General features: G+C 57.5%; 14 protein-coding genes. 4 read left to right on the forward strand and 10 right to left on the reverse strand.

All coding sequences use genetic code 11. The features are described 5' to 3' along the window. Nucleotides 1-136 precede the first annotated feature (136 nt). From GURA_RS04495 to GURA_RS04540, 10 genes are all read right to left on the reverse strand, one after another. Nucleotides 137-1,660 (reverse strand): hydrogenase large subunit, encoded by a 1,524-nt coding sequence (locus GURA_RS04495; protein ID WP_011937818.1) that lies wholly within the window; start codon nt 1,658-1,660, stop codon nt 137-139. Next, nucleotides 1,657-3,090: a proton-conducting transporter transmembrane domain-containing protein gene (locus tag GURA_RS04500; RefSeq protein ID WP_011937819.1), complete on the reverse strand. Its 1,434-nt coding sequence runs from the start codon at nt 3,088-3,090 to the stop codon at nt 1,657-1,659. Before GURA_RS04500 ends, GURA_RS04495 begins: the two co-directional genes overlap by 4 nt. 4 nt (nt 3,091-3,094) lie before the next feature. After that, nucleotides 3,095-3,733 (reverse strand): hydrogenase, encoded by a 639-nt coding sequence (locus GURA_RS04505; RefSeq protein ID WP_041245271.1) that lies wholly within the window; start codon nt 3,731-3,733, stop codon nt 3,095-3,097. A 2-nt stretch (nt 3,734-3,735) separates the two neighbouring features. Continuing rightward, nucleotides 3,736-4,644 carry a respiratory chain complex I subunit 1 family protein gene (locus GURA_RS04510; protein WP_011937821.1) on the reverse strand — a complete coding sequence of 303 codons (909 nt, stop codon included), beginning with the start codon at nt 4,642-4,644 and terminating at the stop codon, nt 3,736-3,738. A gap of 51 nt (nt 4,645-4,695) precedes the next feature. Beyond that, nucleotides 4,696-6,705 carry a proton-conducting transporter transmembrane domain-containing protein gene (locus GURA_RS04515; protein ID WP_011937822.1) on the reverse strand — a complete coding sequence of 670 codons (2,010 nt, stop codon included), beginning with the start codon at nt 6,703-6,705 and terminating at the stop codon, nt 4,696-4,698. 36 nt (nt 6,706-6,741) lie between these two features. Then, nucleotides 6,742-7,434, reverse strand: a complete 693-nt coding sequence (locus GURA_RS04520) for a PTS sugar transporter subunit IIA (protein WP_011937823.1) — start codon at nt 7,432-7,434, stop codon at nt 6,742-6,744. Between the two features lie 370 nt (nt 7,435-7,804). Beyond that, a complete protein-coding gene (locus GURA_RS04525) occupies nt 7,805-8,479 on the reverse strand; it encodes an ABC transporter ATP-binding protein (protein ID WP_011937824.1) in 675 nt (224 codons plus the stop codon). Next, nucleotides 8,472-9,635, reverse strand: a complete 1,164-nt coding sequence (locus GURA_RS04530; protein ID WP_011937825.1) for an ABC transporter permease — start codon at nt 9,633-9,635, stop codon at nt 8,472-8,474. Before GURA_RS04530 ends, GURA_RS04525 begins: the two co-directional genes overlap by 8 nt. Then, a complete protein-coding gene (locus tag GURA_RS04535; protein WP_011937826.1) occupies nt 9,636-10,022 on the reverse strand; it encodes a hypothetical protein in 387 nt (128 codons plus the stop codon). A 287-nt stretch (nt 10,023-10,309) separates the two neighbouring features. Further along, nucleotides 10,310-10,639: a hypothetical protein gene (locus GURA_RS04540; protein ID WP_011937827.1), complete on the reverse strand. Its 330-nt coding sequence runs from the start codon at nt 10,637-10,639 to the stop codon at nt 10,310-10,312. Nucleotides 10,640-10,953: 314 nt separating this feature from the next. Here GURA_RS04540 and GURA_RS04545 point away from each other — a divergent pair, with 314 nt between their 5' ends. The 4 genes from GURA_RS04545 to GURA_RS04560 are packed head-to-tail and all read left to right on the forward strand — an operon-like array spanning nt 10,954 to nt 13,286. After that, nucleotides 10,954-11,178, forward strand: a complete 225-nt coding sequence (locus GURA_RS04545) for a ribbon-helix-helix protein, CopG family (RefSeq protein WP_011937828.1) — start codon at nt 10,954-10,956, stop codon at nt 11,176-11,178. Nucleotides 11,179-11,211: 33 nt separating this feature from the next. Beyond that, nucleotides 11,212-11,985: a TerC family protein gene (locus GURA_RS04550; RefSeq protein WP_011937829.1), complete on the forward strand. Its 774-nt coding sequence runs from the start codon at nt 11,212-11,214 to the stop codon at nt 11,983-11,985. A 17-nt stretch (nt 11,986-12,002) separates the two neighbouring features. After that, nucleotides 12,003-12,317: a TFIIB-type zinc ribbon-containing protein gene (locus GURA_RS04555; RefSeq protein ID WP_011937830.1), complete on the forward strand. Its 315-nt coding sequence runs from the start codon at nt 12,003-12,005 to the stop codon at nt 12,315-12,317. A gap of 24 nt (nt 12,318-12,341) precedes the next feature. After that, nucleotides 12,342-13,286: a Tim44 domain-containing protein gene (locus tag GURA_RS04560; protein ID WP_011937831.1), complete on the forward strand. Its 945-nt coding sequence runs from the start codon at nt 12,342-12,344 to the stop codon at nt 13,284-13,286. The last annotated feature ends 52 nt before the right edge of the window (nt 13,287-13,338 follow it).

A 13,338-nucleotide genomic window follows, 5' to 3' on the forward strand; every position in this document is an offset into this window, starting at 1 on the left:
GCAACGACTCAAAGGCATGCCGTCCTTGCCTGACATCAGGCATCAGATTGCAAAGCTTCTGGTGCGAATATTGAAATGTTAAAGAACTATATGTGTCGGAGTAGTACTAATTGCGGCAGAATTAGTCTTGATGCACCTACAGATCAAACCCGCAATAGGAGAGGTTGAAGCTCTTGTTGCAGAGCGGGAAGTCGGAAATCTGCTGACCGCGCAGGGCCATGGCCAAGCCGGGCCAGTTGTGAAACGACGGGTCGACGATCTTGTAGCGGCTGAAATGGCCTGCCTTGTCGGTGATGGCCACGTGGCAGACCTCGCCCCGCCACCCTTCGGTCAGGGCCACGGCAATGTGCTCCCCGGCCGGTGAGGCGATGCCGTTCCGATAGGGACCGCTCGGCAGCTGACGTAGCTGCTCTTCGAGAAAATCCAGGGATTTCTCCGCCTCCAGCCACCTGACCAGGGTGCGGGCGTAGACGTCGCCGCTCTTGGCGGTGACCACCGGTATCTGGCTCATCTGGTAGATGCCGTAGGGGAAGTCCTGGCGCACATCCATGGCCATGCCGCAGGCACGTGCAGGAGGACCGGTCAGGGCGAGCTCCCTGGCGGTGCCGACGGAAACGGTGCCGGTGTTTTCCAGCCTTGCCAATACCGACGGCGTGGTCCACATGAGGTCTACGGCGTTGAAGAGGTCGGCCCGGGCAGCTGCCAGGCGCTGCAAGAGGTCGTCCGCCTGCTTCTGGCTGCAATCGAAGCCGCTTCCACCGGGGCGGAGCAGTCCGCGGCTGAAGCGGCTGCCGCAGAGGACGGCGCTCATATTGAGAAAATCCCCCCTGATCCGGCCGCAGAAGGAGGATGTGGGGAGATAGCCGGTGTCGCCGGCAATGGCGCCCAGATCGCCGGTGTGGTTGGCGAGCCGCTCCAGTTCCAGTGCGATGCCGCGGATTACCCCGCCTTTGGCGGGTATGCGGCGGCCGGCCAGGGCTTCGAGGATCAGGCAGTAGGCCCAGGTGTGGGCTACGGTGCTGTCCCCTGCGCCGGTCTCCATCTGGTAGACTGTTTTAGTCTGCGGGCCGCCGATCAGTCCCGCTTCGATCCCCCGGTGCTGGAAGCCCAAGGCTATCTCCAGGTGAAAGACCTCTTCGCCGTGGCATTGGAAGCGGAAGTGCCCCGGTTCGATGACCCCGGCGTGGACAGGTCCGACCGCCACTTCATGGACCTCTTCACCCTCCACCCGGTAAAAGTCGGTGACACCCGGCAGGATCTGCACTGCTGCATCCCGTCCCCAGGCGTCGCGGGCGGGGTGGAACGAGCGGTGGAAGCGGACCGGCTTGAACCAGGGGTGCCCTTCCGGGACGATTCCGAACTGTTCGGCTATCTCCCGTTCAAAGAGGTTTGCCTGGGGGCAGTAGGGGGTGATGGAGGGAAAGGATTCGCCGCACTGGGTGCGCATGATTCCCATCACCCCGTCGGCCTTGGCCGAGAGCACGGCATAGAGGGTCACGCCCGGCCCGTTCTCTTCGCCGAACAGGGCGGAGATCCGCCAGCCGCGGTCCGCGGCATTGATGATTCCCTGGAGAAAATCCTCCAGTTTGACCGTCGGCACCGCTGCCAGCGGGAGAGCCTCGCCGTTATAGAATGTCTTCATGGAGAAATTATCGGTCATCGCCGCACCTCCAGGAGTTGGGCGGACTGCTGCAGAAGCTCCTTGAGCGGCGCGGGGAGCCAGAGGCCGAGCATGAGGATGATCCCCATCAGGAACAGCGGCGGGGCAACGGTGAGGAGCCGGTCGCGGTAATTGCTCTTGACCACGGCTGGGGAAGTTTTTCCCATTACCACAGGCAGCACGCTGGATGCCATGCCGAAAAAGATGATGGCGAGAAAGAGGAGGAACAGGGTGCCGATCAGCATCTTTCCCTGGCCGAAGATACTGCTGATGATGGAGAATTCGCTGAGAAATGGGCTGAACGGCGGGGAGCCGGTAATGGCGATGAAGCCTGCCAGGAAAAGTCCGGCTGACCATGGAACCCGCTGCAACGCCCCTTTCACCAGTTCACAGTTCTTGCTCCCATAGGCGCGGTGGATGTTGCCTGAAGAGAGGAACAGCACACCCTTTGTGAGTCCGTTGTTTATCACGTGAAAAAGCGCCCCGAACAGGGCATCGCCGCCGATCCCCAGGGCGATGGCCAAAATTCCCACGTGCTCGACGCTGGAATAGGCGAGCATCCTCTTGAAATCGGCCTGCCGCACGACAAATACGGCGGCAAAGGCCATGGAAACCAACCCCATGACAATCATGGCGTTGTGGTAGAAGACCGTATCGTTCGCCCTCATGCAGATTTGGTAAATCCTGATGATGGCGAGGAAAGCGCAGTTAACCAGCCCGCCTGCCAGGAGCGCCCCCACGAGGCCGGGCGCCTCGCCGTAGGCGTCGGGTTTCCAGGTGTGGAGTGGCGCCAGCCCCATCTTGGTGCCGAAGCCGACCAGGAGAAAGACGAAGGCGGCGTTGAGCCATGCCGGTGAAAGCCTGTCTGCGGAGGCGATGAGCGGCTCCAGGAGGAGGGTTGCCTCCTGGTGGGCGACAATGGTGGAATAGGCGAGGAAGAATAGCCCCAGGAGCGCCAGGGCGATTCCAACCGAGCAGATCAGCATGTATTTCCAGGTCGCCTCGATGGATCGGGCGTTGCGATTGAAGTAAATGAGGGGCGCCATGGCCAGGGTGGTGGTTTCGAGGGCGACCCACAGGAGCCCCAGGTGATGGGAGACGGTGACCAGGGTCATGGCGGAAAGACAGACCAGGAGCCCCATGCAGAGCACCCTGTTCGAGCGTTCCTGGCGGTAGGCGAGGTAGCCGATCGCGTAAAAGGCGCAGACCGCGAAAAGGATCGTGATAGTTCCCAGGAACAGCTTGCCGATCGGATCAAGGTTTATCCAGCCATCGGGCGAAGGAAGGGGCGTGGAGATAAGTGCATCCGCAACCAGTGTCAGGTGCAAAACTGCAAATACCGGTAGCACCAGCGGCCGGTGGCGGTTGGAGGGGATGAACCATGCCAGCAGCGCGCCGACCATGGGGAGCAGAACCAGGCTGTAAAACATCGCGTTACTCCTTCAGGGCGGTCAGCCGCGAGGTGTCGATGGTGGAAAATTCGTTGCTTATATGGTTGATGACTATGCCCATGACAAAAATACCGACCAGGAGGTCGAGGAGTGCCCCGGCTTCGACCATGACCGGCATCGCCGAGGTCAGGAGCAGGCCGAAGATGAAAATGCCGTTTTCCAGGATCAGGTAGCCGATTACCTGGCTGATGGCCTTGCGCCGGGTGGTGAGGGTGAGAAAACCGGTAATTATGGTGGCTATGGATGCAGGTACGAAGAGCAGCCCCTGATGCTCCTGGGCCAGCGGCAGCTTGGCGGCAAACACAAAAGCGAGTGCTGTAGTGATGGCGACGATGATCAGCGTGGAGACGTAGCCGATGTACGGCTCGACCTCCCGCTTGATCTGCACCTTGTTCATGGCACCGAAAAGGAGCCAGGGGATGAAGAGTCCCTTCGCCAGGATCATGCCGACAATGATGGCGATCAGGTGCCAGGAAAAGGTGTGGATGATCGCCGGCAGCACGCCGAGCACAACCCCCTGCACTGCGACGGCGCGGATGGCGATGGCCATCCGGCTTGAGCCGAGCACGAGAAAATTGATCAGCATGACGAGAACGAGCAATTGATCGGCAAATTCAGTCATAATCACCTCAGAATTAAGAGCATGGAAAAGGCGGAGAGGATACAGGCGGCCACCAGCAGTTGGGGAATGCGCAGCAGCCGTAGACGGGCCATGATAGACTCCACTACACCGATGGTCACTGCCAGCCCCAGCATCGACAGGATGAATACCCCCCAGTCGAGGATGGCGTTGCCGGTTTTGAGCGGCAGGGCGATGTGAATGAAGAACGCCCCGAATACGAACAGTTTCAAAGCGGCGCCGTAAAGGATGTAGGCAAAGGCCGGCCCGCTGTGGTCCAGAACCATGACTTCGTGGATCATGGTCAGCTCCAGGTGGGTAGTCGGGTCGTCGAACGGGATGCGGCAGTTTTCCGCCAGAAGGACGATGAACATCCCCCCGACCAGCAGCAACAGCGCTGCGCCGGCGCTGAACCAGAGGGAGAGGGAGAGCGTGGTCAGCATGGGCGAAAGGGACAACGAGCCGCTCAGCCGGCTCAGGGTCATCAGGGCGAAAAACAAGGTCGGTTCGGCGAGACAGGCAAAGGTGACCTCGCGAGCCGCCCCCATCCCTTCGAAGCTGGAGCCGGTGTCGAGCGCTGCCGTGGTGGTGAAGAACCGTCCCAGAGCAAACAGGTAGGCGAACAGTATCATGTCGCCGGCAAAAGAAATGGGGGAAAGGTGGTTCCCCAGCGGGATCAGGAGCGCCGCAACCAGGGTGGCGGCAAGGGTGATGATCGGCCCGGCCCTGAATATCCAGGTGGTGGTGTCGCTGAAAACCGAACCCTTGCGGATCAGTTTTGCCAGGTCGTAGTAAGGCTGGAGGAACGGAGCCCCGACCCTTCCGGCAAACGCCGCCTTGGTCTTGCCGATCACCCCCAGAAGGAGTGGCGGCATGAAGATGGTCAGGAGCATATGGATCAGGATGTCGGTCATAACAGTAACCTCTCGCTGCCGGTCGATTTCTTGGCCCTTGTGTTCGGCATTTTAATGGGCCCAGACCATGAGCAGCACCAGGGTGATGAAGATGTAGAGCACATAGAGGCTTTGCTCTCCGTTCTGCAAACGTCGAAAAAAGGAAAAAACGATGCCGGTGACGCGCAGAAAAGGGAGTATCACCACATCCAGTACCGTTTCGGGAATGCGGCTGGAAAATCCCGCAGAAGCTGGTAAAAAGCCGGTTATTTTCGGCAGTGCGTAGCGGGGCTGAAGTGTGCCGCGAAAGAGGCGGACCAGTATTTCCGCAAATGATGTGGAGGTATACTGCATCCGCACCGTCGGTTGCAGGTAGCCGCACCCCCATGTGGTGGCGCTTGCCGGCGGAATGCTCTTCAGCCGCCGGTAGTAGCCGGCGGCGAGAAGGGCGGCGGCGATAATCAATGCTGTGCCAATGAAGCCGATCCAGCCGAGAGGGGCTTGGGTAGTGATGCCGCTGCCGGCGGCGACCAGCGAAGGGAAAACCGCATACACCGCGGGCTGGACAAGATGCGCTGCATACTGGGGCAGAAGGCCGATGACCAGGCAGCAGAGGGCCAGGAGGCCCATGGCTGCAGGCATCTGCCACGGAGCATCGTGGCCCTGTTCCGCTTCCGCAGAGCGGGGGGCGCCGAGAAACGCCACCCCGTAAACTTTGACAAAACAGGCGAGGGCCAGAGCACCGATCAGGGCGAGTGCGGTTACGGCGAGGCCCATGCCGAGAAGGATCGGGGCGGCACCGTCTTTTACGCCTGAGAAGAAGCCGAAGTAGAGCAGGTATTCGGATATGAAGCCGTTCAGTGGGGGGAGCCCGCAGATGGCCATGGCTCCAATCAGGAAGAGGGGCGCGGTGCGGGGCATGCGCCGGGCCAATCCCCCCATGCGATTGAGTTCCCTGGTGCCGACGGAGTGAATCAGCGCTCCGCTGCCGAGAAACAGCAGCGATTTGAACAGCGAGTGATTGAGGACGTGGAGCAGCGCTCCACCCATCCCCAGAAGCACCAGGGTCTGGTTGCCGATCGACTGGCCGATGACGGCGGCGCCGATTCCCATGGTGATGATGCCGATATTTTCAATGCTGCTGTAGGCAAGGATACGCTTGATGTCGTTCTGGCCGATAGCCGAGATGATCCCGGTTACTCCGGAAATGATGCCGAGTCCGAGTATGACTGCTCCCCACCAGGTTGGCACAGGGTAGAAGAGAGATATAATCCTGATAATGCCGTAGATGCCCATCTTGAGCATGACCCCCGACATCATGGCGGATACGTGGCTCGGCCCGTTGGCATGGGCGGCAGGGAGCCAGATATGAAGCGGCATGATGCCGGCCTTCATGCCGAAACCAAAGAGGGCGGCGAAAAATATGACCGCTGCTCCCGGTGCGAGCGGATTAAGGGATGCTGTCGACGCGAACTGAAACGAACCGGTCATGGTCCGAAGCAGGATAAACATGACAAACAGCGCCATGGTTCCTGCATGGGTGCAAACCAGGTAGAGCATTCCAGCTTTGCGCACTTCGGCATTCCCGCTTTCCACGGTAAAGGCAAAATAGGCGGAAAGGGCCATGACTTCCCATGCCATGAGGAAAAACACGCTGTTACGGGCGATAATGAGAAGGGCCATCGATGCGGAAAGAATGCCGATGAAAAAGCAGAGGGCGCGTGAAGTGGCGGGAAGTTTTGCTGCCGGCCAATAGCCGTTGGCATATACTGCGCTACAGCCGGAAATAAGAAAGACCGACAGGAGGAAGAGTGCGGCAAGGGGGTCGATGCCGATTTCACAAGGTCCGAAGGGGAGGCTCCAGTTAACGACGAAGATTTCCGTTTCGCCGGAGGCAATGGTTGAGAAGGCTCCGGCCAGTCCGCACAGTGCGCCGACGCATGCAAAGGCTGTGGCCAGTTTCTGGCCGAATGCAGCAGCATTTTTCAGGAAAAGTCCAGGAACTCCGGAGAAACCGGTCAGGATGAGTCCAGTTATGATGAGAAAAGCAGGGTCAACCAGCTTCCCCGCGGTGGTGGTCATGCGTTGTGCTCCTTCCAGGGTTATTGCGGGAGTGGTCTATCTTAGAGCAGCCCCGCCGGCCAGTTCCGATTCTATCAGCTTGACCGCTGCCAGAATTTCCGTCGGTGGTCCCTGTCGCTGCAATACCGTCTTGAAACGGGAGTCACGCAGGGCATAGGCAAGCTTGGACAGCAGATGGAGATGGATCTTTACCGTGGGACTGATGAGTAGGAAAAGGGTATCCACCGGCTTGTCGTCAATGGCCTTGAAATCAATGGGGTGTTTCAGGAAACAGAGGGTCACCATGGGAGTATCGACATGGAGGAGGATCGGATTTCTTACGTGGGGGATGGCGATGCCGTCGCCGATGGCGGTAGTTCCGAGGGCTTCGCGGGCAAGCAACACCTGGAGTATGTAATCACGCTCCACCTGAGGGGGGAACTTCAGGAGGGAAACGATGTTTTTCAGGACCTCTTCCCTGGTTTTTCCCTCGATATTGTAGAAGGTGCCGCCGGCCTTAAGTACCTGGGAGAGGGTCGGCAGAGAACCGTCGGGTGGTTCGGGTTCGGCAAATATATCCGGTGAAAGCTTGATCCGCTTTTCCGTGGCCCATTCCAGAAGATCGACCCGGTTCATGCGGTACTCTTCGTTGATCTTGCAGGCGGGAAGGTGGTCTTTCCTTATCCAGCGCAACACGGTTTTTTCCGGAACCTGAAGCAGTCTGGCAGCCTCAGTGACGGTTAAGAGCATGACAAATCCCTTATCTCATATGTTAAGGAGCAATGCGGTCAGGGTAGAATAGTTGACCGATTTTGTAATGATATAACTCCATCCGGGGCAGATGTCAATATTAACTAAGGAGCAAGGGGAGAGTTGCATAGCGTGAAAGGTCTTAATTGAGATGATGAGGGGGGACTGCTGGAATTCGGGCGTGACAGATTATCCGCTGAACGGCAATGCCTGCCCGCAGTAGCTGGAGGCAGGCATTGTGTGCTTCATTATGATTGCTTGAATGTTATTCTGTACTTGGAAAGCGAAGATTTGTTTTCAAAGCTTGCGGTTACGCCACTGCTGTCAAGAGATTTTGGAACGGCTGATTCCATTTCTCGGATCGGTGCGATCATGACAGAACACGGCCATCCATGACGCGGATGATGTTCTCCGCTGTTTTTGCGATCTCGTCATTGTGGGTTACTATCACTATCGTTTTCCCGACGGCATGCAGCGAGCGCAGAATTGCCAGGATTTCCCCCTCCGCTGCCGAATCGAGGTTGCCGGTCGGCTCATCCATCAGCAGGATCGCTGGATCGTTGGCCAGCGCCCGGGCAATCGCCACCCGCTGCTGCTGGCCGCCGGAAAGCTGAGACGGTTTTGCGTCGGCTTTCTCGGCAAGACCTACCAGCGCCAGAAGTTTCAGGGCGCGGCTGGCCTGCTCCTTTTCCGGAATACCCGCCAGCATCATGGCGATTTCCACGTTTTCCGCTGCCGTGAGGCTTTGGAGCAGGTTGAAGAACTGGAAGACGAAGCCGATTTTCTGCGCCCGGAGCTTCGCCATATTACTGTTGTCCAGCGTGCTGATTTCGCATCCGTCAAGGAAAACTGAGCCCTCCGAGGGACGGTCCAGCCCGCCGATGAGGTGCATCAGGGTGCTCTTGCCATGACCGGAGGGGCCGACGATGCAGGTGAACGAGCCCGGCGGGATGCCAAGGGTGACGCCGCGGAGGGCGTGGGTGGTCACTGTACCCGTTGTGTAGGACTTGGCGGCGTTTTCCGTGCGTATTATCATGTCATTCATAGCTGATTGCCTCCACCGGCGACAGCCGTGCCGCCCGCCAGGCGGGATAGAGCCCGGCGAGAATGGCGACGGCTGTCGAGAAAGCGATTGAGCCGACGATTATCCCGGGATCGAGCATGCTGCCGGTTCCCGAACCTTTGACGAAGGAGGTGAACGCGTTCTGGCTGATGTAGGGTGCGGCCACCACCGAGCAGAACAAGCCCCCCAGCACTCCCGAGACGCCGCCGATGAGGCCGTAGAAGCCCGATTCGAGCATGAAAATGGTGAAGATGGTCCCCTGTTTTGCCCCCAGCGCCTGGAGGATGCCGATTTCCCGCTTGCGTTCGTAGGTGGCGGCCATCATCGTGTTGATGATGCTGAACGCCGCTGCCAGGACCGCCACGGCAGCGATGAGCTGCAGCGTCATATTGACCGTGCCGACGATGGAGAGCACCGACTTGAGCATCTGCTTGTCGGAGATCACCCCGAGGCTGACCGCCTCCTTGATCTTGAGGATGTAGCTGTCGATGAGCGTCAGGTCGTCCACCTTGATTGCCACGTAGGAGACCCGGTCAACAGCCTTGAAGAGCCGTTGGGCCACCGGCAATGAGAGGAAGATAGTGATGTCATCCCTGCCGCCGCTTTCCTTAAGGACCCCTTTGACCGGCAGCTGTTCGCCACGGACCGTAATAAATGACCCCGGTTGCAGTTTGAACTGCCTTGCTGCAACGGCGCCAACCACGGCGCCCGGCTCGTTCTGGGCGGAGAAATAAGCCCCCTTGTCCATTTCCCATCCTTTGAAAGCCTTCATCTCGGCCGGCAGGATGCCGTTGACAGCCACCGGCTTGTTGGAGATGGCCGTTTTCTCCGTAAGGAACGGCACGGCGGTCAGACCCTTGATGGCGCAGATTTTAGCGACCTCGTCCATGGTGATGGTGGTCGGCAGTTGTTCGCCGGTCAGAATGGAAACCTGCTCATAGGCGCAAGATCCTTTCGGAGTGACGATCAGGTTCGCCCCGAGCGCTGCAGATTCCCGGTGGATCTCGTTTTTCAGGTTTCCCCCCAGGGAAAGGAAAGTAACGAAAGAGGCTATGCCGATGGTGATGCCGAGGAGCGTGAAGACAAACCGCCCCCGGCGGCGGGTGATGTTTTTTACCACCAGTTTGGCGAGGGTCATTTACCCTCCGATCTTGTGGTTGCGCACCACTTTCATTTTTTCTGCCGCAAAAAGGAAGTCGTCACCGACACGGACAAATCTACCGGTCACGTTGACCTCATCGCCCAGCACCGGGAGTTTCCCCTGGAATTTGACCGGAATGAAAACTTTCTTGCAGTTTGGCGTCGTGCACTGCAGCTCCTTCTTGTCCATGATGCCGAAAATGGTCGGGTCCTGCTGGGAAACGCCACCCATGATGCCGGTGACCGTGATGATTCCCGTAAAAGCGGCCGGGTCGGAACTGACCTCGTTGACGCTCAGGGACTTGGCCGAGCCCTGTGTGATGAAGGCAACTGCCAGCGCGATGCCGATTGCAGCCACCGCAATAAGAATGATATTTTTTTTCATTGATTACTCCTTGAGTTTTGCAAGACCAGCCTGCAGACGAAGGCACAGGGCTGCCGCCCGCCAAAGACGGACGGGTAGCAGGCCTTGCAGTTACGAATATAGTGATTTGCTGTGGAATGGATCTAGGAGCCTGTCGGACTTAGGAATGAATCTACTGCGAGAATGGCAAATCGGTCAATATTTTCGGAAATTTTCGACGAATAGGTCCACTATTAGCTCTCAAATTTCCGAAAATCTGCCCTCGATTTTCCATCCTCTCGCTACGATCCCCTAAGTCCGACAGACTCCTAGGCGTTTTCGGGAGGGTAATCGATGGTACTGACGTATTCCGAGAGATTCAGGCTTTGCTGATATCTGTAGAGGGAAACCTCTACCAGTGAAGTACGGAGAGCCGTCGGGAAATTGGCGGGGATAAGGTTTATGCAGGAAAAGCAGGGACAGTCCGGAACGGAACAGGGTACAGGGCCGGTTTGGTTGTCATCCCGGTCCTCGTCACAGCAGGTTGCCGGGCTCTCAACGTGCACCATTGCAGCAGCCACCGACGTCAAGCCACTCAAGGTGAACAGGGCGAAGATAAGAAGAATGACGGAGCTTATCTGGAATGGTACTGTTTTCACAAAACTACTCTAGGTAATTTAAGATGTGAATGTCAAGCTGAAATCAAACCCGGAGCGTATGCAACGCACGGGCAAAATAAAACCTGCAAATAAAACCTTGACATAAGACGCGGCAATCAATATTATTGCCTAAAGTAAAGGGGAGTAGCTAACGGCCGGAGAAAAGGCCGACCCATAGCCCGTCAATACGGTGGAAACACCCGGGCCTGGGGCATTTATAAACTGCAAGCAAGACCTTTACCTGACGCGATCAATACGCCGAGGGTAAAGGTCTTTTTTTTTACCCCGGCGAAATTTCAAGCCGGAGGTGAAAAATGTCTTACAAGAGAAAACAGTGCTTAAGAGAACCGCGCAAACCCCAAAAAAACAGAATCGAAAAAAATCCGCTGGATAACGTAATTTCCCTGAGGATTAGCGATCAGGAAAAGAAGACGCTGGAAAAATTGACCAAGGCTACTTCCAAAAGCGTCTCCGACATCATGCGCGAGGCCATGGAGCTCTGGAAATCAAAGAGGCGCAGACTTTGCCTTGAGGTGTAACATACAAAAATATCTTGTTTAAGGAGTATTCATATGGAATGGCTCGCAGATCCACAGATCTGGCTGGCATTGGTCACGCTCACTGCCCTGGAAATCGTGCTCGGCATCGACAACATCATATTCATCTCCATCCAGGCGGGCAAACTCCCCGTCCATCAGCAGGAGAAGGCCAGAATAGTCGGCCTCGGCCTGGCGATGTTCATCCGCATCGCGCTTCTCTTTTCGCTCACCTGGCTCATGGGGCTCACTACGCCGATCTTTTCCGTGTTGAACAATGAAATCTCCGGGCGCGACATCATCCTCATCTCCGGCGGGCTGTTCCTGCTCTGGAAAAGCACCATGGAGATCCATGAGAAACTCGAAGGAGAGGAAGGACACTCGGTCTCCCGTGCCGGAGCAACTTTTGCCGCTGTCATCGTCCAGATCCTCCTGCTGGACATCGTCTTCTCCCTCGATTCAATCATCACCGCCTTGGGGATGGCCAACCGTCTTGCTGTCATGGTTGCAGCGGTAGTCATGGCCGTCGGCTTCATGATGCTTTTTTCCGGGAAGATCAGCGCCTTTGTCGACCGGCACCCGACCGTGAAGATGCTCGCCTTGAGCTTCCTTCTCCTGATCGGCGTGGCGCTGATCGGCGACGGCTTTGACATGCATATTCCCAAGGGGTACATCTACTTTGCCATGGCGTTTTCGGTGATGGTAGAGATGCTAAACCTGCGGCTTCGCCGTCAGGGCGCACCAGTCAAGCTTCATAACCCCTATGTCGAAGAGCCCGCAACTACGACCGGGGCGCAGGACAACATCTGAGAAAGGAGAAGAATAGTATGAAATGTCCCGTATGTACCAACGTAGATTTGCTGATTGCGGAACGCCAGGGTGTGGAGATCGACTACTGCCCCCAGTGTCGAGGGGTATGGCTTGACCGTGGGGAGTTGGACAAGGTTATCGAGCGCTCCTCCGTAGCGCCGATACAGCATCCATTGGCTGGTATGGCCTCCCAGCACAGCGAACCGCAATATCCTTCGTCGCAGGTGAAGCACGGTCATGACGACCATCATGGCCATAAGCAGCATGGATACGGGTATGGACACCAGAAGAAGAAAAAGTCGTTTCTGGCCGAGATGTTCGATTTCGACTGAGTAATTAACCAAGGAGCTAATAAAATGAAAAAACACGTTGTTAAGGTATTTGCAGTGGTGGCAGCCGTCATGTTTCTCAGCATCACCGTGCTGGAACTGAATGCCCACGCCAGGGCCGGTGGGAGCCGCTCTTTCGGCAGTCGGGGGGCGCGCAGCTATTCAAGGCCGGCCAGTAACTATTCCCAGCCGAGCCAGTCACGGCAGCAGGCTGCGCCTGCCCCGAGCCCCTTCCAGCAGCAGGGCGGCGGTTTCATGAGAAGCATGGCCGGTGGCCTAGTGGGTGGGATGCTGGGCGGCATGCTGTTCCGGAGCCTCGGTATGGCAGGAGCCGGCGGCATGGGGGGGGGCGGCATCGGCCTCTTTGAGATCCTCCTCCTGGCCGGGATCGGCTATCTCATCTACCGGTTTGTAAAAAAAAAGCGCGAAGCTAACGCCGCCTATTCCAGCTATGGGGGAGCGTACCAGGGCGGAACGGTGACCCCTGTTTCCGGTGGATACCTGGGCAATGACCCGCAGCCGGACGATGTGGCTGCGGGCCTGGCCCATGTCCGCCAGATGGACGCTTCCTTTGACGAAAACCGCTTCAACGATCTGGTCATGGATAACTTCTTCAAGATCCAGGGGGCCTGGATGAATCGGGATCTGACGCCGGTAACCGGGCTTCTAACCGATGAGATGAAGCGGATATTTCAGGAAGACCTGGACCGGCTGCTGCGGGATAAGCAGGTCAACAGGCTGGAGAATATCGCTGTCAGGAACGTGGAGATAGCCGAGGTATGGCAGGAGTCGGGGCAGGATTTTATCACCGCCTTGATTTACGCGAACCTGCTCGATTACACAACCGATGACGCTACGGGCGTGGTTGTGAGCGGCAGCAAAACGGAGCCGGTGAAATTCGAGGAGTATTGGACGCTTACCCGGCCCGTCGGCAACAATCCGTGGCGGCTGTCGGCGATCAACCAGAAATAGCGGCTGATATGGTTGGAAGGGGCGCCCCTGTGTGGGCGCCCTTTTTGTTATA

Origin of the sequence: Geotalea uraniireducens Rf4 (assembly GCF_000016745.1) — a bacterium.
Lineage (GTDB): Bacteria > Desulfobacterota > Desulfuromonadia > Geobacterales > Geobacteraceae > Geotalea > Geotalea uraniireducens.

Excerpts from the sequence above, each read along its gene's own strand:
- GURA_RS04495 (WP_011937818.1), bottom strand. The coding sequence starts at position 1,660 with ATGACCGATAATTTCTCCATGAAGACATTCTATAACGGCGAGGCTCTC.
- GURA_RS04500 (WP_011937819.1), bottom strand. The coding sequence starts at position 3,090 with ATGTTTTACAGCCTGGTTCTGCTCCCCATGGTCGGCGCGCTGCTGGCA.
- GURA_RS04505 (WP_041245271.1), bottom strand. The coding sequence starts at position 3,733 with ATGACTGAATTTGCCGATCAATTGCTCGTTCTCGTCATGCTGATCAAT.
- GURA_RS04510 (WP_011937821.1), bottom strand. The coding sequence starts at position 4,644 with ATGACCGACATCCTGATCCATATGCTCCTGACCATCTTCATGCCGCCA.
- GURA_RS04515 (WP_011937822.1), bottom strand. The coding sequence starts at position 6,705 with ATGACCACCACCGCGGGGAAGCTGGTTGACCCTGCTTTTCTCATCATA.
- GURA_RS04520 (WP_011937823.1), bottom strand. The coding sequence starts at position 7,434 with ATGCTCTTAACCGTCACTGAGGCTGCCAGACTGCTTCAGGTTCCGGAA.
- GURA_RS04525 (WP_011937824.1), bottom strand. The coding sequence starts at position 8,479 with ATGAATGACATGATAATACGCACGGAAAACGCCGCCAAGTCCTACACA.
- GURA_RS04530 (WP_011937825.1), bottom strand. The coding sequence starts at position 9,635 with ATGACCCTCGCCAAACTGGTGGTAAAAAACATCACCCGCCGCCGGGGG.
- GURA_RS04535 (WP_011937826.1), bottom strand. The coding sequence starts at position 10,022 with ATGAAAAAAAATATCATTCTTATTGCGGTGGCTGCAATCGGCATCGCG.
- GURA_RS04545 (WP_011937828.1), top strand. The coding sequence starts at position 10,954 with ATGTCTTACAAGAGAAAACAGTGCTTAAGAGAACCGCGCAAACCCCAA.
- GURA_RS04550 (WP_011937829.1), top strand. The coding sequence starts at position 11,212 with ATGGAATGGCTCGCAGATCCACAGATCTGGCTGGCATTGGTCACGCTC.
- GURA_RS04555 (WP_011937830.1), top strand. The coding sequence starts at position 12,003 with ATGAAATGTCCCGTATGTACCAACGTAGATTTGCTGATTGCGGAACGC.
- GURA_RS04560 (WP_011937831.1), top strand. The coding sequence starts at position 12,342 with ATGAAAAAACACGTTGTTAAGGTATTTGCAGTGGTGGCAGCCGTCATG.